We start from the raw sequence: 25,903 nt of genomic DNA on the forward strand, positions 1-25,903 counted from the left end.
CTACTTCAAAATGAATCTCTATATCACAGCTTCTATCCTACGCCTGAAGCTGCGTAAGAATTTGCGGGTCCTTGATTTTCTGATCCTCAGCCAGCAGTACAATTTTGGATAATATCTCGGCTGTTCTTGGATCTTCATCCAGGAACGGCAGGAAGATGCGCCCACGATGCTGCGAATGCACCGGAATGATATGCAGCGCTCCTTTCGCCTGCTTGTAGACACCGCCGCTTCCCAAATGCACCGCATATTCACCAAGACTGCCGTCTACACGCGCATAATTGCCATCCAAGCGTACATTACTGATTTTCAGCAAACGCAGCGATTCCTGCACAATAACGCTGCGCATTTCAATGGTCGTAAGACTGGCTTCCGGATCAACACCGCCCACATGGGCGACACTGACGACCAAATCTACATCCCGCATGACTTCCGAGAACAGCACTGGAGGAACTTCCTCCAACGGCACACTCTTATACGTTGTCCGATCAAAGAATTGTATCATCTCCAGTGTAGGAGCCTCGGTATCGGCTGGTGAGAACCAATCTGCCATCGCGTACAGGTTAGCAATCAGGTTTTCGGCATAATACACCTTCTGGAGTCCTTCCTCATAGCTGACCGTCCACTGGCGACCTTTCAGCAGGGCTACCGTTTTATTCGGCTGTACCTGATGTCCTGCATATCGACGGGAAACGATGGCACTTGCACGTTCATCTGCATTCGGCAAATACAGCTCACGGAACACTTGTTTAAACGGCTGCCGAATCTGGCGGTCAAATAAATCCTTCTGGAAGTCGCTCCAACGACCACTTTCGTACAAATGGAGCGGATGAGCAATGATCAGCTTGTCCTCTTCACCTACGGGATACTGTTGACCCGAAGGATCGGCCAACCCTGATGTATCTTCATTGAAATATCCCAAGCGATCTCCAGCCTTGAAAACTAGCGTTCGCACCAACGGAGCAAGCACAGGGTTGCCTAATAATCCCGTTAATTCCTTCATCATAAAGGCCGTGCCGGACTCCATAGAGCGCTCCAATTCCTTGCGGGCTCTACGGTACTGATCCACCAGATCGCCTTTAAGCTCCTTCAACGCAGCAACATACTCATCCTTCTTGAAGCGAGCCGGAATAGATTTCAGCGCCTTCCCTTTGCTGACAATCTCAATTTCTGCCGTTCCTTCTTCATCAATGACCAGTTGTATCGTTGTGGCCTCTTCCAAAGCATGTGGCTCAAAATAAGACCGAAGATCCTCCAGCTTACGGGCTTCCATGTCCCACACGAGCCGGGTTACATCATCATAGCCTGCATTACGTGCCAAATTCCCAAGCGCAATTCGTGAAACCAGAGCTTCACTGGCCTTACGCTGTGCCCCGAATTTTTTGCTCTGTTCCAGAAACTTCTGGATGAAGTCATAACGTTCCCGTACATCTGGTTCAGGAGGTTTGACAAGAGGAATCAGACTGTAGGTCAGCAAATGTTCCTTGTTCCGTTTGTCTTCCACCGACTTTTTCATTTCATTCAGTTTCAGCTTACCCAGCGTCGCATCCGCAAATAACTGGGATCGGCGATGATTGGCTCCGGCCGAAATATATTTGGCACAGTCGTACAGCAGATCAAAACGTTCCTCGCCCAACGTCTCATAGGCCTCATGAAACCAGTGAATATCGAAGGCTCCATCATTAAAATCCTGCGGAGCAATCGGCGAATAATGAGCTACAATCGTTTCCTTCTCGGCGGAAAAACCTTCATTAATATGCGCATGGAAGTACCATGCAGCACTGCGAAGACCTTCCCATCCGAGGTAATCTGCTACAATTTCAATCCACTGTGGAGCATACATTGCCGCCTCCAGCAGACGTTTATCCGTAATTTTAGCGTTACTCAGCTTTTCCTTCAGCAAAAAAGAATCCTCGCCATCACGCGGATAACATGCCTTGAGCAAGTGGCTGAACGATTCCTTTTTGGTAATACGATCGCCGTAGCCGTACACATAACCACGCACGAACGTTTCCTTATCGAGTCCATCCAGAATACGGAGGAAATAATCCATGCCTTCAATTCGGCTCAATCCCATCACTTTTGGCGTGGCCTCGGTAGGCAAATCACCTCGAACCAATTCAACCTCCAGCAGTCGGTCAATAACCGTACGCCGTATTTCCAAAAATTCCGGATTGCTGGCAATCCATGTATTGCGGGCATTCGTTAAGGAACTCATATGTCTTCTGCTGTCACTGCCAGCCAACAGTTCCCGATACACTTCTCCTACACCGATCAGCCCTTTTTCATACGCTTTAAAATAATCCTCCAGCTCCAGCGGTGAATAAAAGTGATTTAATACGCCTGCCAGCTCATTATAGTTTACAAAGGTATGGAAAAAACGTTTAAAGGACTCATCATCATATACACGCCCTTTCTCCAACCCGATCCACGGGCTGGACAGCAGGTGCAGCATTCCCATGTCCTCAGCAGGTCTGTCCTTCGACATAGCTTGCATCAATGTATTCAACGAGAAATCAATGGTATCAAAGGTTTTATCACCGGGAGTGTCCAGAAAATAAGCATTAATCAGCGTGCTTACCTGATCGTTATACGTCAACTCTGCTATCCATCGCTGCATCTCGTTAATTCGATCTAAAGGATACATTTGTTCAGCGAAATCTTTACGCCATCCTTCCAGCAGCTTGTGCTTGCTCAGTTCTGAATAGTCCATGTTATGATTGGAGAAATAACGGTAATAGCGGTCAAGTGTTTGATCCATAGACTCCAATCGGTCATATAAAACAAGCTCTAGCAGTTCACTGGCTTCCATGTCGCTCTCCTGCAAATAACGACTCCATTCCTCGTGAAGAGGATATAAAGACAGCATGGAAACTGCTTCCTCATTAGGCTGAGCCAACCGCACGGTACGAAAATTAGCGCCGATTAGCAGCGTTTCTTTGTAACCCGAATAATACTCAGCGGTATATTCTACATCACGATGCTGGTGGACAAGCTCATTCAGTCCGCTCAGGAATTGCTTCATCTTCTCCAGTGAACCCACAAAAACATCACTCAACCGGAAATCCCCCAGATCCGGCTGTTGCTCCAACCAAGCCTCCTTGGCAGCAGGCTCGTACAAGCCAAAGCCGTTTGTCCCCGTATAAGCATCCTCCTGCCCCAGCTTGGACAGCAGTTGTTCTTCCTTAGCCGTCGGCTGCTGGATAATATCTGCTAAAGGCTGGAGGGTTTCATACTGCTCGGCACGCTCGGGGTCTGCATAGATCTTCGTCAATATTTCCAGTCCGCCCAATCGTTGCAGCTCCGCCTTTGCTCGAAGCAACCGTTCCAACGAGCCATTCAGAGACTTATCCGGCTGTACCAGCAGCACACCAATGACACTTTGCCGCAGGGAACCCGTCTTGAGCTTCAAGAGCCCCTCCATCTGCTGCATTTCTTCTTCCGCCAGCGTCAGCTTGTGCGCCTTGGCAACAGCGAACTCGCGAATGCTCATACTTTTGTCGGACAGGCTTGAGAAAATAAATTCACGTTGCACCGTATCATCCGGGTTCTGCACAAAATGATTCAGCAGCTCGCCACGCAGATCAGGGCTAATCTGATCCTTCAAAGCTACGATTTCACCGATCCAGGTCGCGTCCATATCATAACTGACGAGATACAGCATTTTTTGAATTGGCGCATCTGAACGGTGATAAACGTTTACAAAATCCAGTACCTTGGAGGGCTCGGTAGACTCGCCTTTTTTCATCTGTTCAAACAGAGCATGAAGTCGCTCAAAATCCTTACGCCGCTCTTCTTTATTTTTCAGTAATGGAGTACGCACCACTTTAACGATCCGATCGGCGACCGTCCCTCCTTCTACCCATTCGTAAAAATAATTACTTGTATAGTTCGTCAGTACCCAGTATTGAAGCTCCGGGTCCGTCTCATTCAGATATTCTCTGGCAATCCCCAGACGCACATCCTTGTTTTCACTGTTAGAGAGTACATAAAGCGCTACAATCTTCTGATAAGGCGCTCCCTGTTCCATGACTTGCCGAACTTGTCCATACAGATCACGTTCCTCATGTACTGCGGTAGCCCACAAGCTCATATATACCTCATTGGCATTCGCGCTAGTCAGCCATTCCTGACGCAGCTCGCTTTTCGTCAATGCTTCATACGCCTGCTCGATCAGTTGGCGAACCACCCGCTGATTAGCAGACTCCAAGCCCATGCCTGTCCATACCGCAAGCGCCCGTACCACCGAGCTGTAACGAATGAAACCTTGGTCGATAATCACCTTCAACAGATATACAAGAGCCTCCGGGGTTCCTTCATCCATTTGCTCCACGATGCTTTGGCGCAATCCCTCCTGAAGCTTGGCAGCTGCCAAAAGCTCGCCGATCATATGGTAATTCTCCTCTTGATGGCTCAAGAGCATTCCTTTAATCATGGCACGCGTAAGAAGCGCAGTCTGGTTATCGCCATAAACAATACCCTTTAGCGCCTCCAAGACCTGCGGATTACCGTTGTCCAACTCATAGGCTATCCAATCACTAATCGTCTCTTGAATCCGATAGTCATTCCCATGTTCATAATCCTTTTTCGTTAAATAATCTATAAGCGAGAAGCCGATCCAGTCCATTCGGATAAGCTGCACCATTCTTTTATAAATCCGCGAAGTATGGAATGTGATATCCGAGGTACGGAACGGTTTACGCTCATACCCTGTACTGTAAGGATATTCAGTCACATGCTCCGTTATATATGTAAACACATCCCCGGCCGTTGTTCCAATCAACTGACGCAGTACCTCTGCCAGTGGCTTGAACAGCGGCTCTCCGCTTGCTTCTGCCTGTACTTTTAATATGCGCTGGCATTCGTTAAAAGGCTCCTCATCCTCGCGTATGTAATGAATTCGACCCAGTTCCATAACATGTTGGGCCAATTCCTGTTGTTGTCCATCCAGTTGCGCCGCGCGCCCCTTCAGTTCGGTGAAATATTCCTGCTCATTTTTCTCCTGATGCATATTTCATTTCCCCCTCTACCATAGGCTTCCGGCCAGCATTGTGAACCGTATAAATACAATCTCGTCTCCATCCTCAAGCAACAAAGGGGCATCCAGCACAGTAGCTTCCTCGTCACGTACAAAAACCCTGTACAAGCCGTCTTCAAAAGCCTGCATCGCCGTGTTTACCGCATCCTCCACATCAGGAACACCATCATTATAGATGGAGCCGAATCCTACCTTGCCTGTCTCGCCCTGCGCCTGAACCTCCTGCCCTGTGAGGAACGGGATCAATGCGACACTCTCCTGCTTTTCACGCAGTCTGCGGACATTCAGGGCGACGGTAGCAGCAATTAGCTCTCGCAAAGTTTCAGGGACAGGATTCAGCTCCATTTCCTGTTTTGCGAGTTCCGGCTTTCGTTTTCCCAAACTTTTTACAGTTACAGCCAGCTTCATGTCGTTCCCCTTCCTTATTGCTCCCGCTTCTGACCCGTTGTCAGTTGAATTTTCCACCCATACAAAGACACCGTTAACGAAATCGAAAACGAATGTTTGTTCGTATATTTATTTTAATATGTTCCCAAGCAATACTCCATCGCCCTATATGACCAAAAATCACAGCCATATCACGCCCAGTAAACTTAAAAACTAAGACTTTTTACCCTGTTTTCGATAAAGAATATCCATATTAAGGATAGAAAAGAAAAAGACCTGCACAAGGAACTCCATCTGCTCATCACAGACTTCATTACCTTATACAGGCCGCAACTAATCATAAAACAACGTTTCAACACTCGTATTTATTTAAAATGCTGGGACAACGCTGTCCTTGTAATTATCCTCGAAAAATTTACGAACCTCCGGACCAGTCATTCGCTTCGCCAGCTTTTGAATGGCATCCGAATCCGCATTATCCTTGCGCGCTACCAGATTAATGGCAAAGTGGGTATCGTCCTTTTCAGTAATTAACGCGTCCTTCTTCGGTGTCAGGCCCAACGGCTTGGCATAAGCGGGATACATGGCAGCCATGTCCACATCATCCAGCGACCGCGCCAGCATTAACAGATCGACTTCTTTGAACACAAACTTTTTCTTGTTTTCAATAATATCAGCCTGTGTGGCATTATAGCCTACACCTTCTTTAAGCTTGATCAGACCGTTTTGCTCCATCATTACGAGAGAACGTCCGGTATTTGCTGGGTCGTTGGCAATCGCAATCGTCGCACCTTCGGGCAGGTCTTTAATGTTCTTGTATTTTTTAGAGTACGCGCCATAGATGGCGTTGTAAATCGGTTTGACTGCTACCAGATCAGACTTGTTGCTTTCATTGTATTGTTGCATAAAAGGAGCATGCTGAAAGAAGTTTGCATCCACTTCATGGGCTGCCAGTGCGTTATTGGGTTGAATATTGTCCGACAGCACGACGATTTCCAGATTAACTCCGTCCTGTTTGAGCAATGGTTTTACGATATCCAATACATCCGTCATCGGGGGAATCAGCGTCGCCACTTTCAAAGTCACTTCTTTTTGAGAAGTCGCTTCTTTAGGCTGTGTTTCTTGTGCCGCCTGCTTTTGACCGCCGCATCCGGCAACCAGCAGCATGACGACAGCGAATAGTGTAAGTAATTTCAGGTTAGTTTTCAGGTTGTTTTTCCGACTCATTAGGTGAGAAACCTCCAAGTAAATTTGTGATTGGGAAGAGGAGAGTGAGTTACAGAGGGGGAGCCGCTTCGCGTGCAGATTGTTCTTCCGATCGCTGTTACCCCCGGATTTTTTTCATTTAGTAAAACATTATAAGGTAAAAATCCGGGGGTAAAGGCGAACGCTATCGCTTCTTTAGAACAATTCTGCCCGCTACGCTTTTGAGGCACTGTAAAGTCATTCTCATTTCCCATGGTGGGTGGTGCAGATGTAGTGCTTACGAGCATTAGGTGCTGAGTGATTCCCCTCAGCTTACTTTCCTTGCCGCAGGCTGCTGTTACTTTTGAGCAAATAGGGCGTCGATAGAGCATCCGTCTTAACGTAGCAGGCTATAGCATATACTATCGCTTGTCGATCCGGCGGGATATGGTGCTTCCGGTGAACTGGATCGTTTGCACGAAAATAATCATGACGACGATGGTGAACGCCATCAATCCGGTTTCAAAACGCTGATAACCGTAGCGGATGGCGAAATCGCCCACGCCGCCGCCGCCCACAATGCCCATCACCGTAGAGTAAGAGATGAAGCTGATGGTCGACGTGGTCAACCCCAGTACAAGCCCGGAACGGGCTTCCACATACAAAAATTTAAAAATAAGCTGGAGGGTAGACGCCCCCATAGAAGTGGCAGCTTCGATTACACCCTTGGGCACATCCAGCAGTGACTGCTCCACCAGCCTTGAATAGTAGGCAATGGCTACCACTGACATGGGAACCGTAGCTGCCATCGTACCCAGCGCCGTACCCACCACGAGACGTGTAAATGGAATCATAAACACGACCAGCAGCAAGAACGGGAACGAGCGAATGACGTTGACCAAACTGTTCAATATGGTGAACACCAGCCGATTCTCATATTTTTGCCCCTTGCCGCACAAATACAACATCGTTCCTGCCGGAAGTCCCAGCAGCACGGCTGCTGCGATGGAAATGCCCACCATGATAAACGTCTCTCCGATAGCCTTCCATATCTCGGACTGATACTGCGCAATGATGCTCAGCGTTTCATTCATGGGCTTCACCTTCTCCCGCTTTTGAGCTGTCCGATGGACCGCCTACAGGCTGCGTTGAAAGCAGTCGCCCATCCCGCATCTCCGAAACACGGCTACAAATACTCCGCACCACGTCCATATCGTGCGTCACGATCACAATCGTAACGCCCAGCTCACGGTTGATCTCCCGCAACACGCCTAGAATATCCGCCGTTGTCTGCGGATCAAGCGCCGAGGTCGGCTCATCACAAAGCAGCACCGCAGGTCGATTCGCCAGCGCTCTGGCAATCGCCACACGTTGCTTCTGGCCTCCGCTCAACTGTGCTGGATACTGCTCCGCCTTGTCAGCCAGGCCGACGAATTGCAGGCATTCGCGCACACGTAGCGCTCTCTCTTTTTTCGGTACGCCTGCCAGCTCCAGCGGCATTGCCACATTGCCACTAACCGTACGGTTGTGGACGAGATGATAATGCTGAAAAATCATCCCGATGGATCGCCGCGCTTCACGAAGACGTTTTTCCGGCATACGGGTCAGCTCGTCTCCATTTACAACCACATTTCCCTCATCCGGCTGTTCCAATACATTCATCAACCGGAGCAATGTAGACTTGCCGGCGCCGCTGGTGCCTATGAAACCGTGAATCTCCCCTTCCTCCACATGAAGGGACACGGATTGAACCGCTTGAAATGGGCCGCTTGAGGTCGTATAATGCTTGCTTGCCTGATGCAGCGTAATCATGAAACCTGGCCTCCTGATGATCCATTTCTCAGGGAATACGTAATAAAGCCCGCCAGACCAGGCGGGTTTATGCGAGCCGTCATTTCCCATTGCATTAATATACCACAGGGCAGAAACCCGGCAAAGCCTTTTGGCAACAATTAGCGTACATCCCATGTCCCCACATAAGGAAACTGGATACCAAGTCCCCAAGCCAGTGCAATCATCACCACAAAATAACAAATAAACACGATATCTACAGCCGAATGACGGATCTCATAATAATACGTGCGCTTGGTCTCATTGGCAAAACCCTTGGCCTCCATGGCAATAGCAATTCGCTGGGCGCGCCGGATGCTTTGAGCCAGCAGCGGAATCGCATATCTGCGTAGCGTAGCATACATATTCCATTTGGACACATGCTGATGTACACCCCGAATGCGGTGGGCATGTCTCAACGTTTGGAATTCCTCCAGCATCATCGGCATCATCCGCATCGCCGCCAAAAAGCTGTACGCATATTTCGGAGGAAGCCTCCATTGCTGCATCAGCGAATAAAACAGGTTCACCGGGCGGGTCGTCAAACCAAATAACAGTCCTGCCGCCGCCATACTCAGTGCACGAAATCCAAGATGCATTCCCCGATAAAAGCTTTCCTGCGTGATATGGATCAGGCCCCATGTCCACCAGGTCGTCACCCCTTTGCCGAACATCATCATGCCTGTGGAGGTTGAAATAAACACCAGTATAAAGGGAGAACCATACAGCAGCAGTCGCTTCCACGGATGGCCTGACCAGACGAGCAACAGCAGCATAGCGCACGCTACATTGAACATCACGTTCGGATTGTGAATCAGAATGACGACCACGAACAACAAGGAAAACATAACAAGCTTTAATCCCGGATTAACCCGGTGAAGCCATGTTTCATGATGGGGAAAAGACAGGTTCATGCCGCAGTTCCCCCTTCTGTATCCGCCATATATCCGTGCAATATCGACGGACAATTTCCGGGTCATGCGTGACCATCACAATCGCCGTGCCTGCCGCTCTAAGCTGTTCCAGCATGTCCAGCATGACAAAGGTATTACGCGCATCCTGCCCAAAGGTCGGCTCATCCAGCAGCAGCACCGCTGGCTCACGGATAATGGCTGTGGCAATGCTCAGCCGCCTTTTTTGCCCCAACGAAAGCTGATACGGATGACGTTCATCCAGCCGTTCCAGCCCAAACTGTACGAGCATTCGATCCACTCGCTCCCGGCGCTGTTCAGCCGTAAACAAGTCCTCCGGCAGCGAATACTCCAGTTCCTTCCGAACGGTGTGCGCTACGAATTGCAGCTCCGGATTTTGAAACACGAACGCGATACGCTCTGCCAGCTGTTCCGTACCGCCAGCCTCTATTCCGTCCACGCTGTAACTTCCCTGCGTTCGGATTAAGCGCATCATGGAGAGCAGCAGCGAGCTTTTACCAGCCCCATTTTCACCGACCACACCAATCCAGTCCCCCGGCTTCACCTGCGCTTGCTCTACATAAATGACTGAGTTCGAACCCCGAAGGCCGCTGAGATGCTCCAGCTCCAGTATAGGAGTACCCGCTGCCAAGATGAACGTCCCGCAGTCATTCCCCACTCCATGCTCCTGTGTCCCTTGTTCACTCCAACGTGGTAAAGATGCCTCATCCCATACGCCCGGATACCAGACACCATAATCAGACAACTCCTGCCGATGCTTATGAAATACCTCCTCCGCAGTCCCGTCCGCCATGATTTCCCCTTGAGCAGAAAGCACCACAATCCGGTCCACATCATGGACAATTTCATTAATTTTATGCTCCACAATCACTAGCGTCTGATCTTCTGAAATGTGGCGAATCGTATCCCACACCTGTGCGGTTCCTTCTTCATCCAGCAAAGCCGTCGGCTCATCCAGAAAAAGCACCTCCGGCTCCATCGCCAGCACAGACGCAATCGCCAGCCGTTGCTTCATGCCCTGAGACATGCTGCCAATCGGCATATGTATTTCATCCGTTGAAAGACCTACCTGCGTCAGCAGCTCGCGGATACGAGAAGGCATTTGCTCCCGGGGAACCTGATTATTTTCCAATACAAAAGCCAGTTCCTCGTCCGCATACGACATACAAAACTGCGTATCTGGATCTTGAAATACGACACCCGCACGCGCCGGAATGACAGCAGCATCACATTTCATCGGCACTTCTATCGTGCGTGGAATCAGACCGCTCAGCACCTGGAGCAGCGTTGATTTACCACATCCACTCGGTCCAAGCAGCAGCAGCTTTTCCCCCTTGCGGACGGATACAGACATATTGTGGAAGATCAATTCCTGCTCACCGGGAAATTTCAAACGAAGACGAGTGACCGACGCCACTACATCTTCGGCTACCCAACTCATTAGTCCAGCCCCTTATAGTCCTGTTCCGTTGCGGGTCTCAAGGTACGTGTCACCCCGGTGACTTCCAGCGCCTTAGCCAGATAGAACGCGAACACTCCGGCAATCACAATACTGCCAATCATGCGAAATCCGACATACAAAACATAGTTCCAGGTCGAAAGCTGATCAATATACCCGTAACTGAAGTCTAAAATCAGGGAGGCTATAGCCGATCCAGCCGCAGCCAGGGAAGTGACCCACAGATTGGCGTTCCGGTACAGAAAAACCGCAAAAAACAGCTCTGCTCCCAATCCTTGCAGCAAGCCATAGTACAAGGTAGACATCCCCCATTCACTTCCCAAAAAAGCACTGACCGTTGCCGCTGCCACCTCTGCCAAAATCGCAACTCCCGGCTTGCGGATAATAAGGTATGCGAATGTGCCCGCCATAAACCACATGCCGTACACCAATTGCTCGGCGTTCAGCCCAAGCGGTTTCACCAGATCATACGCAGGCCCCCATATTTTATAGACCAACCCGAACACGACGGCGATCACAATCGTGACCAAAATATCCGTCAGCTTCAATCCTTTAGACGCTTTTACAGCAATATTCATTATGATGTGCTCCCCTTTTCCCTTAAAATGGGCCTCGTGGCCATGAAAAAAAGCTTGTCCGGAGCTGAATCTCCAGGCAAGCTTTATGCGCAGTAAAAGGTGGATCACCATACAAAACATCATTCGTCGATATGCCTCATATAACCAGTAGCCCAAGCGCAGCCGTCTAGCTTGATTATAAGATATGAACCGAATCTATCGACAACCGCAAAACAAGCGGCATTCCTGTATAGTGTTCTAGGTTTCTCTACGCTGGCATTACCCAGATCAGATTTCACGGTCGATGGCAAGGGCCACCCTCTCAGCCTGACTTTCTCAAGCTCCCGACAATGCTTTTTAATTCACTATAATGTACACCACATCTATTGCTTTGACAATCCTAATATTGGTTTCAATAACCATTTATTCTTCTACAGATAATCCGAAAAAACGTTTTGCCGTCTCCGTCGTCGCGATTTCGATCTCCATAATGCTTCGACCTGTACATTCTGCAACCGTAGCGGCAATATGTGCGAGATAGATCGGCTCATTGCGCCCTTCCTTCGGCTTTACAGGTAAATTACGCGGGGTGAGAAATGGAGCATCCGTTTCAATCATCAGACGGTCCAGCGGAATATCCCTGATCAGTTCACGCAAATGCTTCCCGCGTCGTTCATCGCAGATCCAGCCTGTAATACCGATGTACAATCCCATATCTACATACGTGTGCAGCTCCTGTGCCGTTCCGGTAAAGCAATGCACCACCGCCTTATCTACCGACCCATGATGCTCCCGCAGCATAGCCGCAAAATCCTCATGCGCATCCCGCTCATGCAAAAATAACGGCATTTTCAGCTCGCCAGCCAGCTTAATCTGTTCCCTAAACCATTGACGCTGCACATCACGCGGAGAGAAATCGCGGTTATAATCCAGCCCGCATTCCCCGATGGCTACGACTTGCGGCTGACCCGCCAGCTTACGGAGCTGTTGAATCGTATCCGGGGTACAGTCTTTGACATCATGGGGATGCACACCAGCCGTCGCATACAGCTTGCCGGGATAACGTGCCGCATACTGAGAAGCCTCCCGGCTGCTGCGGACACTTGTCCCGGTAATAATCAGCGGTGTAATCCCTTCAGCTGCCGCTCTCTCCACCACCTGCTCCCGATCCTCATGAAACGAACGATGCATCAGATTTACACCAATATCAATCAGTGACGTGCCCATTTCAGTTCCTCCTTTATAAAACGATAATCTCGGATCATGTTCCCATACCATTATTTCTCCCGATTCATAGTCAACGAACCAGTCTTTACAGATCGGCTTGCCGTCCGCACCCTGTCCTTCCTTATACACATAACGGCAACAATCGGAAAATTCACGCAGACTGCTCGCCTATGCTTGCCATACTTCCTTCACCGCAGCACGGAACAAATCATCCAGTTGCTGATCACGTCCACCCTCCATATGCTGGAGCAAAGGTGCCTTTTGTTCAAAATAAGCCATTTGCTGCTGGATATAATCATTGACCACAGAAAGCTGTGGCTCAATATCCAGTTCCTCGCCCGCTTTTTTACGTTGCAGCAAATGTCCGATCACCTGATAAAGCTCTGTATCTGCCGGAATTAATTCCTCCAGCAAGTCCTCGAATTCCATCGGAGGCATGCTGTTATAGCGTTCAATCCAGCCACAGGCCAGCAACGGGCGTAGCACGTAAAAATACTTTTTAATCTTCACCTGTTCTCCTTGCAAATAATCCCGATAGTTCCCCCGCGCCATATTTAGATAGTGATACATACAGGACTTAGGCGAAAAAGTTAACGGCGATATAGCGCGAATTTGCTCTGCCACTGAATATGGCTCCAGATAGGGAATCGGGGATTGCAACCATTCCAGCAAAGGCGGATTGGACTTGCGAAACAGACTGAGCGCCTTTTTCAAATCCCAGCCGTTGATATCCAGCAAATCGCTGATCGGACGCTCAATCACATCCCGTTTATCAAAAATGGACAAATACCACTCCACCGGCCTTACATAAATAAAACGTACATCATAGTCACTATCCTGTGTAGGAAATCCCCACGCCCGACTGCCTGATTCACAGGCATATACAATCCGCACCTGCTCCTCCTGCTCCAAAACGCGTAGCTCATGCAATATCGTTTCACGCATTTCCGGTCTGATTGAATCCCGCTCATGTTTTATATCTGTCATGCTATTCCCTCCCTAACCGCCCTTTTATACCTTGATATTTCCTGAATGCTCCTCATTCATTCTACACCCCGTCTTGGCTGACGGATTCTACTTGGTATGTATATCATCCTATATTTTGCTTGCCGCGAACATGGCGAAAGTATTACAAAGATGAATAAATTCCCTTTTTCCTGCATCTCTTCCCTGTTAGAATAAAGGGATACTTATTTTCGGAGAACGGCAACAGAAACGGGGAATCCTCCATGGCGAGAGAGAGCTTTGATAAAGAAATTCAATTTCTGCGCATGCTGACACTGACGAGCGGCGCTTATAATCGGCAGCAATTTGCAGACAGACTGGGCATTTCCGTACATACCTTTGATAAAACGATCTGGCGTCTCAAAGAAATCGTTCAGTCCGTGCAGCAGCAGTTACCAGCGGAGCAAGGACATGACTTCAATGAAATGCTGCGCTTCAACTACTATGAATCCGCTGATCCACTACTGCTATTCCTGTTTCGGGCCAAATCGCTCAAGGAGTCGGAAAGCGTCCGCCTGGCCCTTCTGTTGACAGCGCTACAGTTACAACCACTGACCACCATGGAGCTGCTGGATGCCTGCTGCGACGGGCTGCCTCCCGACAGTACGCTCCCGGATGAGAAAACGATCCGTTCGGACCTGAAATATCTGGTCGAAGTCGGCGTGGTTCGCAAGGAGCCCGGCGGCAGACCTTACCGCTATGCTGTTCGCAATGATCTGGTCACTGGACTGACGGACGAGGAATTACTGGACCTGTATGACTTTGTGGACATTATGGCGAATACGCACCTCCCCTCTGTACAGGGATATCTGCTGCGCGATCTTTTAAAAAAAGCCATGCGTCGTCAAGCCGGAGATCAGGAAATGGTGGAACCTTTTTTATACAAATACCACTATTACTCACGCATTCTGGATGAGGCCCATATTCATCCGCTTCTTCACGCCATTCGGCAACGTCGCTGTGTGACTTTTTTGTACTTTTCGGCGGCCAAACGAAGCATGTATGGGTCACAGAACACAAATCTGCTGTTTGAAAAAGAAACCGAAGGCCGTGAACACACCATTCTTCCCTTGCAAGTCATCTATGATCATCAATACGGGCGTTGGTATGTGCTGGGTCAGGTGGGGGGCAAAGGAATCATGAAGTTCCGCATGGAGGGCATGACACAATTGGCGGAGGGCGAACCCGTGTCGGAGAAGCGTTTTGCCGACCTGCTGGCCGTGTTGGAAGAAAGAACGCGGTATAGCTGGCTTGTGGATACCGGGCGCACCGTGAAGGTGCGGGTACGTTTTTTCAATCCCGAAGGTGCCAAACGCAACTTTATTCGGGAGCGTGTGCTGTTGCAGGGACAATGGGGAACGATCACGGAGGAAGAAAGTGAATCCTTTATCTATGAAATTACAGTGAATGGAATCACCGAGATTAAACCATGGCTACGCAGCTTTGGATCAAGCTGTGAGGTATTGGAACCCAAGCGGCTGCGTCAGGAATTCAAGCAGGAATGGAAGGAGCTTCAAGCCTATTATGAGCCTATTCGAGAAAATATTTAACTATCAGATCGTCTCGCGGCTGGATGAATCGGGCGCTTTTGCTACTACATCGCAGGAAAGAATCTGGCTCCAGTCCATGCTGGCAGATCCAGCGGCGGCAGAAGCTTTTACCCCGTCTACGCTCGATAAGCTTCGGCTGATGCTCGCAGATGACGAGCCGCTGGAAGTCGACGGCAGCTTAAGGGAAAAAGCAGGCATCCCTGCCTCCCCGGTTTATCATCCGCTCCTGCGTATATTTCGTCCCATCCTGCGGTCACGCTCAGGTATCTGTATGAGCTACAGAATGCGCAACGGGCGTGTTCATGAGCGTATGTCCGGCTTTCCGTATAAACTGGAATTTTCCATGGTCAAAAAGGAATGGAGCCTGCTTTGGTACAATCGCAAACACCGTGCGCTGATGTCCACCAAGCTGTCTACCATCGTAACCATCACCGAAGAGGAAATTCCACCTGAAGAGACCGAGAAATTCACCCAACTTATACTCGGTATTCTGGAGTCACGCAAGGAACAGGGCATCATCGAAATTATTCCTGTCTACAACGGGGAAATGTCCCGTATTTTATATGCCTTTTCCTGCTTTGAGAAAGAGGTGGAGTATGTTCAGGATGTGGATACCTATCGTATTACGCTCACTTTTCAGGCAGACGAAGATGAATATGTACTGTCCAAAATCCGTTTCCTCGGCAAACGCGTCAAGGTCGTCCAAGGTTCCCGGCTCATTTCCCGAATGAAGGAAACAACCGCCAGGGCACTTGCAAGATACGAAGAGGATTAGCCGCTGAAAAAATATGAATACGTCCAATAAAAAAAAGCCCGCACTCTGTCCATAAGACAAAGGGCGGGCCTATTCAATTACGGTTTGTATTACCAAGTCATACTCTTTCATGAAAATGTGCCTGCTATAACAAGCTGAGAAGCATTCCAAAGTTACGGCAAAGCTTGTCCTCGTGCGCTCACATACAGCTCATACCATTCCTCACGGGTCATCAGCTCACTCTGGCGCTCTGCGTCCTGACACGCCTTGATCCGTTCAGGATTGGCGCTGCCAATCACGGGCTGAATCCGTGCCGGATGCTTCATGAGCCAGCCAAGCACGATGGACTCACGTGTCGTTTCCTTTTCAACAGCCAGCTTTTGCACCAGCTCTGCTGTTTGACGTATATGCTCCGGCTCCCCGTCCAAAGAACCACCGCTAAAACGTCCCTGTGCCAGCGGACCCCACGCTTGAAGCTGAATATCCTCCGTTTGGCAGTATTCCAGCAAGCCTTCGCCAAAATGGACATTCGTCCCTGCCTGCTGATTCACATGCACCGTCTGATCTACAAAATGCAAATGCGCCAGGCTCATCTCCAATTGATTAGCCACCAGCGGACCGGCTAAACTGCGTTCCAAAAACCGAATTTGGCTTACATTCATATTGGAAACGCCAAAATGCCGTACTTTACCGGATTCCTTGAGCTTGCTGAACGCCTCCGCCACTTCTTCCGGCTCTACCAGTGGATCGGGACGGTGCAGCAGCAGGATGTCCAAATATTCGGTGCCCAAACGCTTCAGAATACCATGCACAGACTCCATAATATGAGCATATGAGAAATCAAATCGCCCTGGGAGCGTACCATCTGGCAGGAAAATGCCGCATTTGGACTGGATAACGATCTGCTCGCGCAAACCAGGCTGTCCCTTCAAAATCCGGCCGAAAATTTCTTCAGCTTTCCCCATACGATAGATGTCTGCATGATCGAACATCGTAATGCCGATGGAACGTGCGGCTTCCACCGCTCTTTCTGCTTCAACAATATGCTCCTGCGTAAATGGCGCCTGGCTCCATTCTCCGCCAAAAGGCATACAGCCCAGAACCAGACGACTATCGGAGATTCCACGTTTCTGTAAAGGCATAATCTTCATATTGTTCCTCCTTCACTCTTTTTATCCGAAAATCCCCATGCTCAAATAACGCTCTCCTGTATCCGGGGCAATACAAAGCACCCGTTTGCCCGCTCCCAAGCGCCGAGCTTCCTGAATTGCCGTCCATATTGTAGCTCCGCTGGAAGGTCCGACAAGAATTCCTTCCTGAGCAGCAATGGCCCGTGTCATCGCAATCGCATCCTCATCCGAAACCTGTATGATTTCGTCATAAATATCCGTATTCAGTACGGCAGGAACGAATCCCGGGCTAGTACCGACCAGCTTATGCGGACCAGGCTTGCCCCCTGACAGCACTGGCGAACCCTTCGGCTCCACCACGACAACCCGCAGATCCGGCAAATGCTGGCGCAGTACCTCACCCGTTCCTGTAATCGTACCGCCTGTTCCCGAAGAAGCGACGAACACGTCCAGCTTGCCTTCTGTCTGCTCCAAAATTTCAAGTGCAGTCGTTGTACGGTGGATATCCGGGTTGGCCTCGTTTTCAAATTGATGCGGGATAAAGCTCCCTTCAATCTCAGCCCCCAGCTCCAGCGCCTTGCGAATCGCTCCTGACATCCGTTCTTCCGCTGGTGTCAGCACAACCTCAGCCCCATACGCTTTTAAAATATTGATTCGTTCCCTCGTCATATTCGACGGCATCACCAAAATCGCACGGTAGCCTCGGGCAGCCGCATTCATCGCCAAACCGATCCCCGTGTTGCCACTGGTCGGCTCAATAATGGTTCCACCCGGCTTTAAGTGTCCAGCCTTTTCCGCCTCGTCAATCAAATTACCCGCCGCCCGATCCTTAACACTGCCGCTGGGATTAAAGTATTCCAGCTTCACATACACTTCCGCATCCTGCGGTCCGGTTAACCGCTGAAGCCGCACACAAGGCGTATCTCCAATTAAATCTGTAATACTATGTACCACTTTAAGCGTCATCATTGTATCCTCCTTGGATGAGTCCATATTATAAAAATAACATATTTAACCCGCTCATACCTGCCGCTTTTGTAAAATACATAAATCTTATCTGCTTAGTATGTAAAATTCTTGCAAATGGGTCGCCAGATGTGGTTTCTAATGATATACTCGCATTACTATTTTTCAGGAGGATACAAGACATTTATGAGTACTCAAGAAAATTTGGCAGCCCATCGCTTTCCACCCTCCTTGCTATGGTTGACACTCGGTGCCTTCGCCATCGGCATGACCGAATTCGTCATCATGGGGCTTCTGCCTAATGTAGCCCAGGATCTTCATGTTACCATCCCGCAAGCCGGACAGCTAATCACCAGTTACGCGCTTGGTGTAGCTATTGGCGCACCTGTGCTCACTGTATTGACTCACAAGGTACCGCAAAAAAAGCTGTTATGCCTGCTGATGATTATATTCATTTTAGGCAATCTTTTTTCCGTCATTGCTCCCAACTACGAGCTTCTGATTGTAGCCCGTATGGCTACCGCGTTATCGCACGGAACCTTTTTGGGAGTGGGTTCCCTGATCGCGGCGCGGCTGGTCCGTCCTGATAAGCGGGCTGGTGCCATCTCCATGGTGCTGACCGGACTGACCGTAGCCAACATTATCGGCGTGCCCTTTGGCACCTTTATCGGACAGCAGCTCGGCTGGCGTGCTTCCTTTGGAGCCATCGTTGTGATCGGCCTGATTTCTCTCTTTGGCATCATCCGGTACATTCCGGTCATGCATCAGGACAAGCCTTCCAGTCTCAAACAAGAAGTCCGAAGCCTGTTTAATCCGAAGGTACTGCTGATGCTGCTCACGGGTGCTGTCGGTTGCGGTAGCCTGTTCACCGTCTTTACGTATATCACGCCTTTACTGACCGACATTAGCGGCTTTGCCGAGCACAGCATCACGTGGATTCTTGTCCTGTTTGGCCTCGGCGTAACCATCGGCAACATCGTCGGCGGCAAGCTCGCAGATTGGAAACTGCTGCCGTCGCTGATCGCAAACTATGCCGTATTGGCAGTTATTTTGGCCATCCTGACGTTTACGCTTCAAAGCCCGGTGCTGGCCGTCATCACTGTCTTTATCTGGGGCATTGCCGCGTTCGGCATTATGCCCGGCATTCAGGTTCGCATCATGAATCTGGCCTATGAGGCTCCTTTGCTCGCTTCTACCTCCAGCCATTCCGCATTGAATCTGGGCAATGCAGGAGGCGCCTTTATCGGCGGGGTCGTCATTAATCAAATGGGACTCGCCGCCATCCCATGGGTCGCATCTCTTATCACTGTCGGTGGCCTGCTTCTCATGCTGGTCAGCTACGTCATCGACCGCAGAACTGCTCAATCTGAAGCCGTAGCGGGGGTACAATCCTAAATTGGATTAACTCGTTAGAGAAACCTTGGCTACAGATATTGAGTTTGGACCCATTTGATATCAGCACTGCAAAACATCGAAGAGATTCTTGTGATAAGTCACACAGGGATCTCTTTTGATTTTTAAACCAATAAAAACTAACCTTATCGCACTTTCGATATTAATTTTTTTCAAATCTTTTAGGTATACAAATAAAGGGGACAGATACAATGGAAATATAGGAAGTTGTAGTTTATTTGCAGTTTAACTTGCAGTTTGATTGCAGTTCATTTAGAATGGAGGCATAAAGAGGTGAATATGGTGGCATTATCAACAGAGGATAAAATAATATTCGAAAACTTCATAACTGAATCTTCACGATCCCCGGAGAAAGCAGAAGTTATCTTGAAGGTTTTTCATAACATCGCTGTGAGATTTAATGCGTTACCTGCAAACTTGGAATCAGAAATTACTGAAATCATTCAGTTCGGACGTGTAGGCGATGAGAACTTAGATATCCTTACAAAAGGTTTAAAGGGCGTAAGCGCTAGTATACTTACTCTGGCGGAGGAAGAAATATCACCTTCATATTCGACAGGGCAGTTAGCTAAAATGTTTGGAGTTAGTATATCAACTATTAACAACTGGATTGCCGCAAAGCGATTTGTAGGATTCGTCAGAGAGGAAAAAAATAAACAGGCCCGAATTAACGCTCGAACCTTGTGGATTTCCCCTACAGGAGAACACATTTCCTTGAAGGAAGTAGCTACATTATACAAAGAAAACCAAACCAAGTTAAACATGGATAAGACCGAATCTCAAATAAATCACATTCGTTATTCTGTAGATATGATCAATTTTTATGAAGAACGATATGGTAATTCGTTCGAACATGTGCTTAAAGAGAAAGGAGAACCAAGTATGTCTAATGATTTTAAATGGTCAAGAGAAGGTAAAGAGTGGCGAGCTTTTCTTCAAGAAATCAGCCCTAATTGATAGGAAATCCTGCTTCAAACTTGGAGTTATTGAAAAGAACCTTCGGGGATGCCATTTCGCTTGTTCGAGATACAGATAGCACTGGCAAGACAAGCACCGCCTACGCCCAGCGAGCGACCCTTGTTTTTGTAGATGACTCCAAGTTATACATAACTGAACATATACGACACGGTGTGATTACACACTATTACTACGATTGGATTAGCAAAGACGATAAACAGGTTCTAGCTAAATTCCACTGTGAACCACATCAAGATGAGGATTATCAAACTACAACAGAGCCCTACCACATTCATCCGCCTGAGTACTCAAAGTTAACGAACCAAACCCGCTTTGCTAACCATTCATTTACTAGCTTATTTGCCATAGTAGAAGGTATATTTTTATTTCATATTATCCCCAACAAACCACATATTTAGAATTCAAAAAGGAGAGGGTAACCCCCTCTTCCTTTTACTTATTCAAACGATGGCTTTTAAATACTGCGACGTTACCTGCTCAGCTTAACCAATTCTCGAAAAAGTCCCGATACCCCTGCTTCATCACCCTGCTCGAAAACTTCTCCATGGCATACGACTGATTTTCCGTGGAAACCCGACGGGGTGAGGCGGTAGCCATATTGACCAGCTCGAACCAGTTTTTCTCATTGCCCGAAAAAGAGTGCGTGGAGCTGATATGTCCGTAGCAAGGATGCTCAGGCTTCACGACGATTTTACCCATAGCCAGCGCTTCGGTCAGCGGCATCGCAAACGTGTCGAATTTGGAGCAGCTCCAGTATACTTTGGCCGTATTCATCAGCGCGAATACCTCATCCTGCGTCAACGCAAATTGAAGCTTCACATTGTCAGGGATACCGTACTTCTTCATGCTTTCCTTATAGCGTTCTCCGCCAAACACCATGTAAACTTCCTTGTCGGGATTATGCCGTGCATACTCCAATACCAGATCAGGACGCCGATTCTCTTCATCCCTTCCGATCCACATCACCCGATTCTCCACGACCTGCGAAGGGTCAAAATGCTTTTCCACCAGCCGCTCATTAAATCCAATCGGGATGACTGTCACATCGGTTACACCAAATTTGGATGCCATCTCCTGCTTGAGAAAATCAGTCTGCACAATAGCCTTGTCCACGATCTGATAAAAAGGCTTCATCATCTCATAGCCTGTAAGCGCCGGATCAGGAAAACTGTGCGGAAAAAGCACGCTGTTTTTAAAAAACATTTTCAAATATGTAAAGCCGGATACCGTATAAATAACATCCTCAATCTGCTGCTCATGAAGCTGGTCGAGTACCACGTCATAATTAACAAGATCACCCTTTTCATGCTCATAACCGGGAAGCCAGTCATGGCTGCTAACATGGCGCTCCGGTGACACAAATACGATATCCACGCCCAACTCCAGCCCGATCTGCTTCAGACGTTCCGCAAAAATACGCGGGCCCTGCGCTTCGGCAAACTGTATTTTTCTCATGACCAAACCGACTTTTTTCATATATGTTCCCACCTTTGTTTACGATCTGTACACACGCTGTAGCTCAAACTCTTTATTCACACCTTCTGACTTGTCCCCATTCCAGCATCGCTGCACATTGGTTCAAACAGGCTAACGCCTCGCCCCGTTGGGCTTCTAATTGCTCTTTTGACCATTTATCATCGTTTATATGCAATTTCGTTCCGATCCTTCGCAAATCACTTTCAATTAACAACAGCATCCACAGCGAAAATACCACAGCAAACATGCTGTATTCTTGCATAAATGTGCCCCGCTCCAGTCCTGCTCCCAGCAGCTCCATCTGCTCCAAATACCTGTCCAGCAAGCAAATTCGCAAGTCGGGCGTCATACGCCGGGGAAACAACGGATGGGACATGTCGATCAGATGATACACATCCCAGAGCGGTGTGTTCAAATGGGTATGCTCCCAATCCAGCACCACGAGCCGATCCCCACTTAGCGCATAGTTACCCGGATGAAGGTCACCATGAGACAGCACTAGCTGCGGTGAAAAAGAGAACTGATCCAGCTGTGCATACATACGCTGAACCTGCTGTTTAGGAAACCCTAACGAGTTGCAAAGCTTCAACACATCAAGCTGGCGCATGTACAGCTCAGCAACCAAGTCTTGAATAAGCGGCTTCGGGCCGCGCAGTGGCATTCCAACAAAACCATCCGGCGGCAAAGCATGCCACCCTGCTACAAGTCCAACCGCTTGCAACATGACTTCTTCATCATGCAGATGATCTAATGGACCAAGGTCCTCAAAAATCATCCACTCCCCACTGCCATCTTCCCCCGAATCAGACCAGGCAAGCAATCGGGGATAAACCGTCGGTAGTGAAGGAAGTACATGCTCATATACCCATCTTTCTCGGCCTTCTTGCTCATCATTGGTTAACGGCTTGAACACATAGCTCTCAGAAGGTGACACGTAAAAACGTTCAACATGCCGACCATTTGTACCTGTATATAAAACTTCCCGACTCCACACCTGCGTATCATTCAAAGTACCATCAACATTCACATATGGATGAAATAGATTCATAACTTCCCAACTTTTTTGTATAAAATGTAATAGCAAGATCATATCACAGTACTCGTTCTGAACGAAGCCCGGCTTGTCTTTTGAGCGTTCCAACGGTATCCTCCCGCGGCGTGAAAAACAAATAAAAGCTAAATAGGGGCTTGTCCCATCAGATCCAGACGATCTGTGGGACAGCCCCTATTTTCAATCTATACAAGGATAGAATCAAAATCTATCGATTTCCATCCCCGCTCCTATCCTGTTCCGATTAATATTTAGTATTGCCGGACTCACTCGTATTGCCGGATTTAAAGCCTTTGAACAATTGTGGCACATTGTGATAACGAGTGTTCGTAATTTTAGCTGTGCTGTTAGGACCGTCCGATCTCAGGATCGAATCCTTTACATTGGAAATATCCGAGTTATCCAAAGTCATATTCACTCTAAAAGTAGAGCCGCCTAGCTGGCGAACCAGTTTTCCGATATCATCGGCTCTAAAGTTTTTAATGTTAATCGTACCTTCGGCATTGATTTGGAACACCTTGTCATATGCATGGAACGCTCCACCGCCTGTAATGTTTACCGTACCTTTTTCTTTAAGCGTCAATGCATCTTCACCTACATCCTCCCACGTTACGTTGGAAATGGTTCCGTTGCCATACACATGCACACCATCCGCAGCAGGCGCAGCAATGATCACATTTTTCAAAGTTGCACCATTTTCAAGCTTGAAAATAGGCTTTTGGGCCTCAGCCTGGCTTCCGTCACCCAAGGTTTTTGGATCAGCGGCTACCGTCTTCCCCTTACCATCGTATACTTCTCCGGCTTTTACAAGAATGGTTTTACTAACGACTTCTGGAGCTGCATGAGCAGAATAATTACCGACGAATAAAGCGACCAACATACCTGATAAAAAGATACCCATTCCTTTTTTCAATACTTTAGCTGTGCTTGTGTTCATTTCAATTCATCCCTCTCGAAGATATTTTTTTATTCCTGTCTCACAATTCTTCTTTGACTAGAGCGCGTAGACCGTATCACCACCTTCGTACAATGAACCCATTGACCGATACACGTCTGTGAAATATATATTATTATTTACATATGTATACTTGGTATTAGGCTCAAAGTTGTCAAGCCACACAAATTCAATTAAACACAAATTGTAAATACAGCGATTACATTTACAATTTGCATAACTTTATTATAATCCAACTTCCAGTAATTTCAATATATTTTTCGGTAAAATATGTCCTTTTTTTCAATTAAGTACACAATATTGCCTTTTTTATGCTTGTACAAGTTTGTTTTTTCGAGAAATTACGCATGAAATTACTTTATGAACTAATCCGTCCGTCTTACATGTTCAATATCATCCATATGGTGATGAACACCATTTTTATCTTGTACCTTTCTCCTAAAGTGATCTATGCTATTGAATGACACGTTTGATAAACGTATAATGTATTTATGTATTTAGCGCTTTGAAGCGTTACATCTCAACATTACTGGTGAGAAAAGAGTGGTTATGGTGCAAAACAAAAGAGAGATTCCATTAAGAGAACAGAATATTGTGCTCATTGGCTTTATGGGTGTAGGCAAAACAACGATCGGTTCCCATCTCGCGCGCAAGCTGTATCGGGACTTTGTGGATATTGATCAGGAGATTGAACAAGAGTACAACATGCCGACAACAGAAATTTTCAAAACATATGGAGAAAAAGGTTTCCGCGAGATTGAAAAAGACCATATTCTCAAACTATGCAGCAATACTCGATTGAAAGTCATTTCGGTTGGCGGCGGTGCTTTTTTACAAGAAGAGGTTAAACAGGCTTGTCTGGCTTCATCTATCGTCTTCTTTTTAGATTTAAATTGGGAATCCTGGAAGGATCGGCTCAAGATGCTCATCGATACCCGTCCCAATCTGCAAAACAAGAATTTGGAGGAAATCGAAGCTCTTTTCCGTTCCAGACAGGACATTTACGCGGTGAACCACTCCAAGATCGATACGGATCAGTTGGATGCGGAAGAAGTCGCAGACTATATTATCCAAACTCTAAATCTGGGTTGGGAGTTGTATGAACCTACCCGTGGATTGAATTAGAGTTACAAAAAAGGAGGGCTCCAGTTGCTTATCACATGGGGGCCTTCCTTTTTTATTCACTGCGGTACCTTGCTTGCTGGCAGTAATGCCATGCGTCTTTTAAGAATGACTATGCAGTACCGTCAATATCTCTCTCAGTTCAGTGACAGGAATCTGCCCCGGCGCGGAAGCTTTCTTAGCGGCACCAAAGGTTAAAGCCGAACCAAACAGCTCTCCGGTCAGACGGCTCACGACACCTTTCCCCGCCATTGACATCGTAATAATAGGCCGATCTGCATATTCCTCAGCCATGGTACGGGTGGCATCCAGCAAGGTCAGCACATCGGCTGTACTTGTCGGCATGACCGCTATTTTAGGCAGATCGCCTCCCAGCTCCTGCGCCTTACGCAACCGAGATACGATTTCCTCCTTCGGCGGTGTCTTCTGGAAATCGTGGTTGGATATAATCACGGATACGTTATGCTTATGCGCAGCTTCCACCAGCGTCTTCACATCGGCTTCGTCATTAAAAAGCTCCACATCAATGATATCTACCTGTCCCGTTTCGGCTGCCGTGCGGTTCAACTCCACATAACTCGCTGTACTGATTTCCTTTTCCCCACCTTCCCGGGCGCTGCGGAACGTAAAGACGAGCGGAATATTCGCCAAGATGGACCGGATTTCAATCAAGGCAGCCTTAACCTTCTCCAAATCCTCTACATGCTCGAAAAAATCGACTCTCCACTCCACGATATCCAGGTCGAGTGTACGCAAATGGGCAGCTTCTTCCTTCAGTTGCTCCAACGTTTCTCCCACCATCGGGACGCAGATTTTAGGCGCTCCTTCACCGATCAGAACATCTTTTACCTTAACGATTTTTGCCATATCTAACTCACTCCTAAATAACAG

Annotated in this window: 22 protein-coding genes; 6 read left to right on the forward strand and 16 right to left on the reverse strand. The window is 48.1% G+C overall.

The features are described 5' to 3' along the window. Positions 1-37 precede the first annotated feature (37 nt). The 10 genes from ASL14_RS07135 to ASL14_RS07180 form a co-directional block, all read right to left on the reverse strand. Positions 38-5,008 carry a DUF4132 domain-containing protein gene (locus tag ASL14_RS07135; protein ID WP_134911036.1) on the reverse strand — a complete coding sequence of 1,657 codons (4,971 nt, stop codon included), beginning with the start codon at positions 5,006-5,008 and terminating at the stop codon, positions 38-40. Positions 5,009-5,023: 15 nt separating this feature from the next. After that, on the reverse strand, positions 5,024-5,443 hold the full coding sequence (locus tag ASL14_RS07140; RefSeq protein ID WP_134911037.1) for a hypothetical protein: 420 nt from the start codon (positions 5,441-5,443) through the stop codon (positions 5,024-5,026). 348 nt (positions 5,444-5,791) lie between these two features. Further along, positions 5,792-6,649, reverse strand: coding sequence for a MetQ/NlpA family ABC transporter substrate-binding protein (locus ASL14_RS07145; protein ID WP_134911038.1), 858 nt, complete (start codon positions 6,647-6,649; stop codon positions 5,792-5,794). A gap of 380 nt (positions 6,650-7,029) precedes the next feature. Beyond that, a complete protein-coding gene (locus ASL14_RS07150) occupies positions 7,030-7,701 on the reverse strand; it encodes a methionine ABC transporter permease (protein ID WP_134911039.1) in 672 nt (223 codons plus the stop codon). Then, positions 7,694-8,419 carry a methionine ABC transporter ATP-binding protein gene (locus ASL14_RS07155; RefSeq protein WP_134911040.1) on the reverse strand — a complete coding sequence of 242 codons (726 nt, stop codon included), beginning with the start codon at positions 8,417-8,419 and terminating at the stop codon, positions 7,694-7,696. The genes ASL14_RS07150 and ASL14_RS07155 overlap by 8 nt, the downstream gene beginning before the upstream one ends. Before the next feature lie 140 nt (positions 8,420-8,559). Further along, on the reverse strand, positions 8,560-9,351 hold the full coding sequence (locus ASL14_RS07160) for an energy-coupling factor transporter transmembrane component T family protein (RefSeq protein WP_134911041.1): 792 nt from the start codon (positions 9,349-9,351) through the stop codon (positions 8,560-8,562). Further along, entirely contained in the window at positions 9,326-10,810 is a 1,485-nt protein-coding gene (locus tag ASL14_RS07165) for an ABC transporter ATP-binding protein (RefSeq protein WP_134911042.1), read from the reverse strand. Before ASL14_RS07165 ends, ASL14_RS07160 begins: the two co-directional genes overlap by 26 nt. Beyond that, positions 10,810-11,406: an ECF transporter S component gene (locus ASL14_RS07170; RefSeq protein ID WP_134911043.1), complete on the reverse strand. Its 597-nt coding sequence runs from the start codon at positions 11,404-11,406 to the stop codon at positions 10,810-10,812. The genes ASL14_RS07165 and ASL14_RS07170 overlap by 1 nt, the downstream gene beginning before the upstream one ends. Positions 11,407-11,808: 402 nt before the next feature. Continuing rightward, positions 11,809-12,612 (reverse strand): TatD family hydrolase, encoded by an 804-nt coding sequence (locus ASL14_RS07175; protein ID WP_134911044.1) that lies wholly within the window; start codon positions 12,610-12,612, stop codon positions 11,809-11,811. Positions 12,613-12,780: 168 nt separating this feature from the next. Beyond that, on the reverse strand, positions 12,781-13,599 hold the full coding sequence (locus ASL14_RS07180) for a nucleotidyltransferase domain-containing protein (protein ID WP_134911045.1): 819 nt from the start codon (positions 13,597-13,599) through the stop codon (positions 12,781-12,783). Positions 13,600-13,841: 242 nt separating this feature from the next. Here ASL14_RS07180 and ASL14_RS07185 point away from each other — a divergent pair, with 242 nt between their 5' ends. Next, positions 13,842-15,167 carry a helix-turn-helix transcriptional regulator gene (locus ASL14_RS07185; protein ID WP_134911046.1) on the forward strand — a complete coding sequence of 442 codons (1,326 nt, stop codon included), beginning with the start codon at positions 13,842-13,844 and terminating at the stop codon, positions 15,165-15,167. Further along, on the forward strand, positions 15,142-15,942 hold the full coding sequence (locus ASL14_RS07190) for a WYL domain-containing protein (RefSeq protein WP_134911047.1): 801 nt from the start codon (positions 15,142-15,144) through the stop codon (positions 15,940-15,942). Before ASL14_RS07185 ends, ASL14_RS07190 begins: the two co-directional genes overlap by 26 nt. Before the next feature lie 152 nt (positions 15,943-16,094). Here ASL14_RS07190 and ASL14_RS07195 read toward each other — a convergent pair whose 3' ends face one another. Then, the gene (locus ASL14_RS07195) at positions 16,095-17,072 is read right to left on the reverse strand and encodes an aldo/keto reductase (protein ID WP_134911048.1); all 978 of its coding nucleotides are present in this window, start codon (positions 17,070-17,072) and stop codon (positions 16,095-16,097) included. Positions 17,073-17,093: 21 nt separating this feature from the next. Beyond that, the gene (gene cysK, locus ASL14_RS07200) at positions 17,094-18,017 is read right to left on the reverse strand and encodes a cysteine synthase A (protein ID WP_044646611.1); all 924 of its coding nucleotides are present in this window, start codon (positions 18,015-18,017) and stop codon (positions 17,094-17,096) included. 186 nt (positions 18,018-18,203) lie between these two features. On the opposite strand from cysK, the gene ASL14_RS07205 reads away from it, so the two are divergent. The 3 genes from ASL14_RS07205 (at position 18,204) to ASL14_RS07215 (ending at position 20,806) form a co-directional block, all read left to right on the forward strand. Beyond that, positions 18,204-19,412: an MFS transporter gene (locus ASL14_RS07205; protein WP_134911049.1), complete on the forward strand. Its 1,209-nt coding sequence runs from the start codon at positions 18,204-18,206 to the stop codon at positions 19,410-19,412. Positions 19,413-19,703: 291 nt separating this feature from the next. Next, positions 19,704-20,387: a hypothetical protein gene (locus ASL14_RS07210; RefSeq protein WP_134911050.1), complete on the forward strand. Its 684-nt coding sequence runs from the start codon at positions 19,704-19,706 to the stop codon at positions 20,385-20,387. Between the two features lie 20 nt (positions 20,388-20,407). Beyond that, entirely contained in the window at positions 20,408-20,806 is a 399-nt protein-coding gene (locus tag ASL14_RS07215; protein WP_134911051.1) for a toxin-antitoxin system TumE family protein, read from the forward strand. A gap of 79 nt (positions 20,807-20,885) precedes the next feature. Here the strand turns inward: ASL14_RS07215 and ASL14_RS07220 are convergent, their stop codons facing one another. From ASL14_RS07220 to ASL14_RS07230, 3 genes are all read right to left on the reverse strand, one after another. Next, positions 20,886-21,884 carry a glycosyltransferase gene (locus ASL14_RS07220; protein WP_134911052.1) on the reverse strand — a complete coding sequence of 333 codons (999 nt, stop codon included), beginning with the start codon at positions 21,882-21,884 and terminating at the stop codon, positions 20,886-20,888. Positions 21,885-21,936: 52 nt separating this feature from the next. Further along, on the reverse strand, positions 21,937-22,974 hold the full coding sequence (locus ASL14_RS07225; protein ID WP_189338268.1) for a phosphotransferase family protein: 1,038 nt from the start codon (positions 22,972-22,974) through the stop codon (positions 21,937-21,939). 205 nt (positions 22,975-23,179) lie between these two features. Further along, positions 23,180-23,872 carry a pectate lyase gene (locus ASL14_RS07230; RefSeq protein ID WP_134911053.1) on the reverse strand — a complete coding sequence of 231 codons (693 nt, stop codon included), beginning with the start codon at positions 23,870-23,872 and terminating at the stop codon, positions 23,180-23,182. A gap of 570 nt (positions 23,873-24,442) precedes the next feature. On the opposite strand from ASL14_RS07230, the gene ASL14_RS07235 reads away from it, so the two are divergent. Continuing rightward, positions 24,443-25,015: a shikimate kinase gene (locus ASL14_RS07235; RefSeq protein WP_134914445.1), complete on the forward strand. Its 573-nt coding sequence runs from the start codon at positions 24,443-24,445 to the stop codon at positions 25,013-25,015. A 99-nt stretch (positions 25,016-25,114) separates the two neighbouring features. On the opposite strand, the gene aroD is transcribed toward ASL14_RS07235, so the two are convergent. Further along, positions 25,115-25,879: a type I 3-dehydroquinate dehydratase gene (aroD, locus tag ASL14_RS07240; protein ID WP_134911054.1), complete on the reverse strand. Its 765-nt coding sequence runs from the start codon at positions 25,877-25,879 to the stop codon at positions 25,115-25,117. Positions 25,880-25,903: the final 24 nt, after the last annotated feature.

The organism is Paenibacillus sp. IHB B 3084, assembly GCF_001447315.1.
GTDB lineage: Bacteria > Bacillota > Bacilli > Paenibacillales > Paenibacillaceae > Paenibacillus.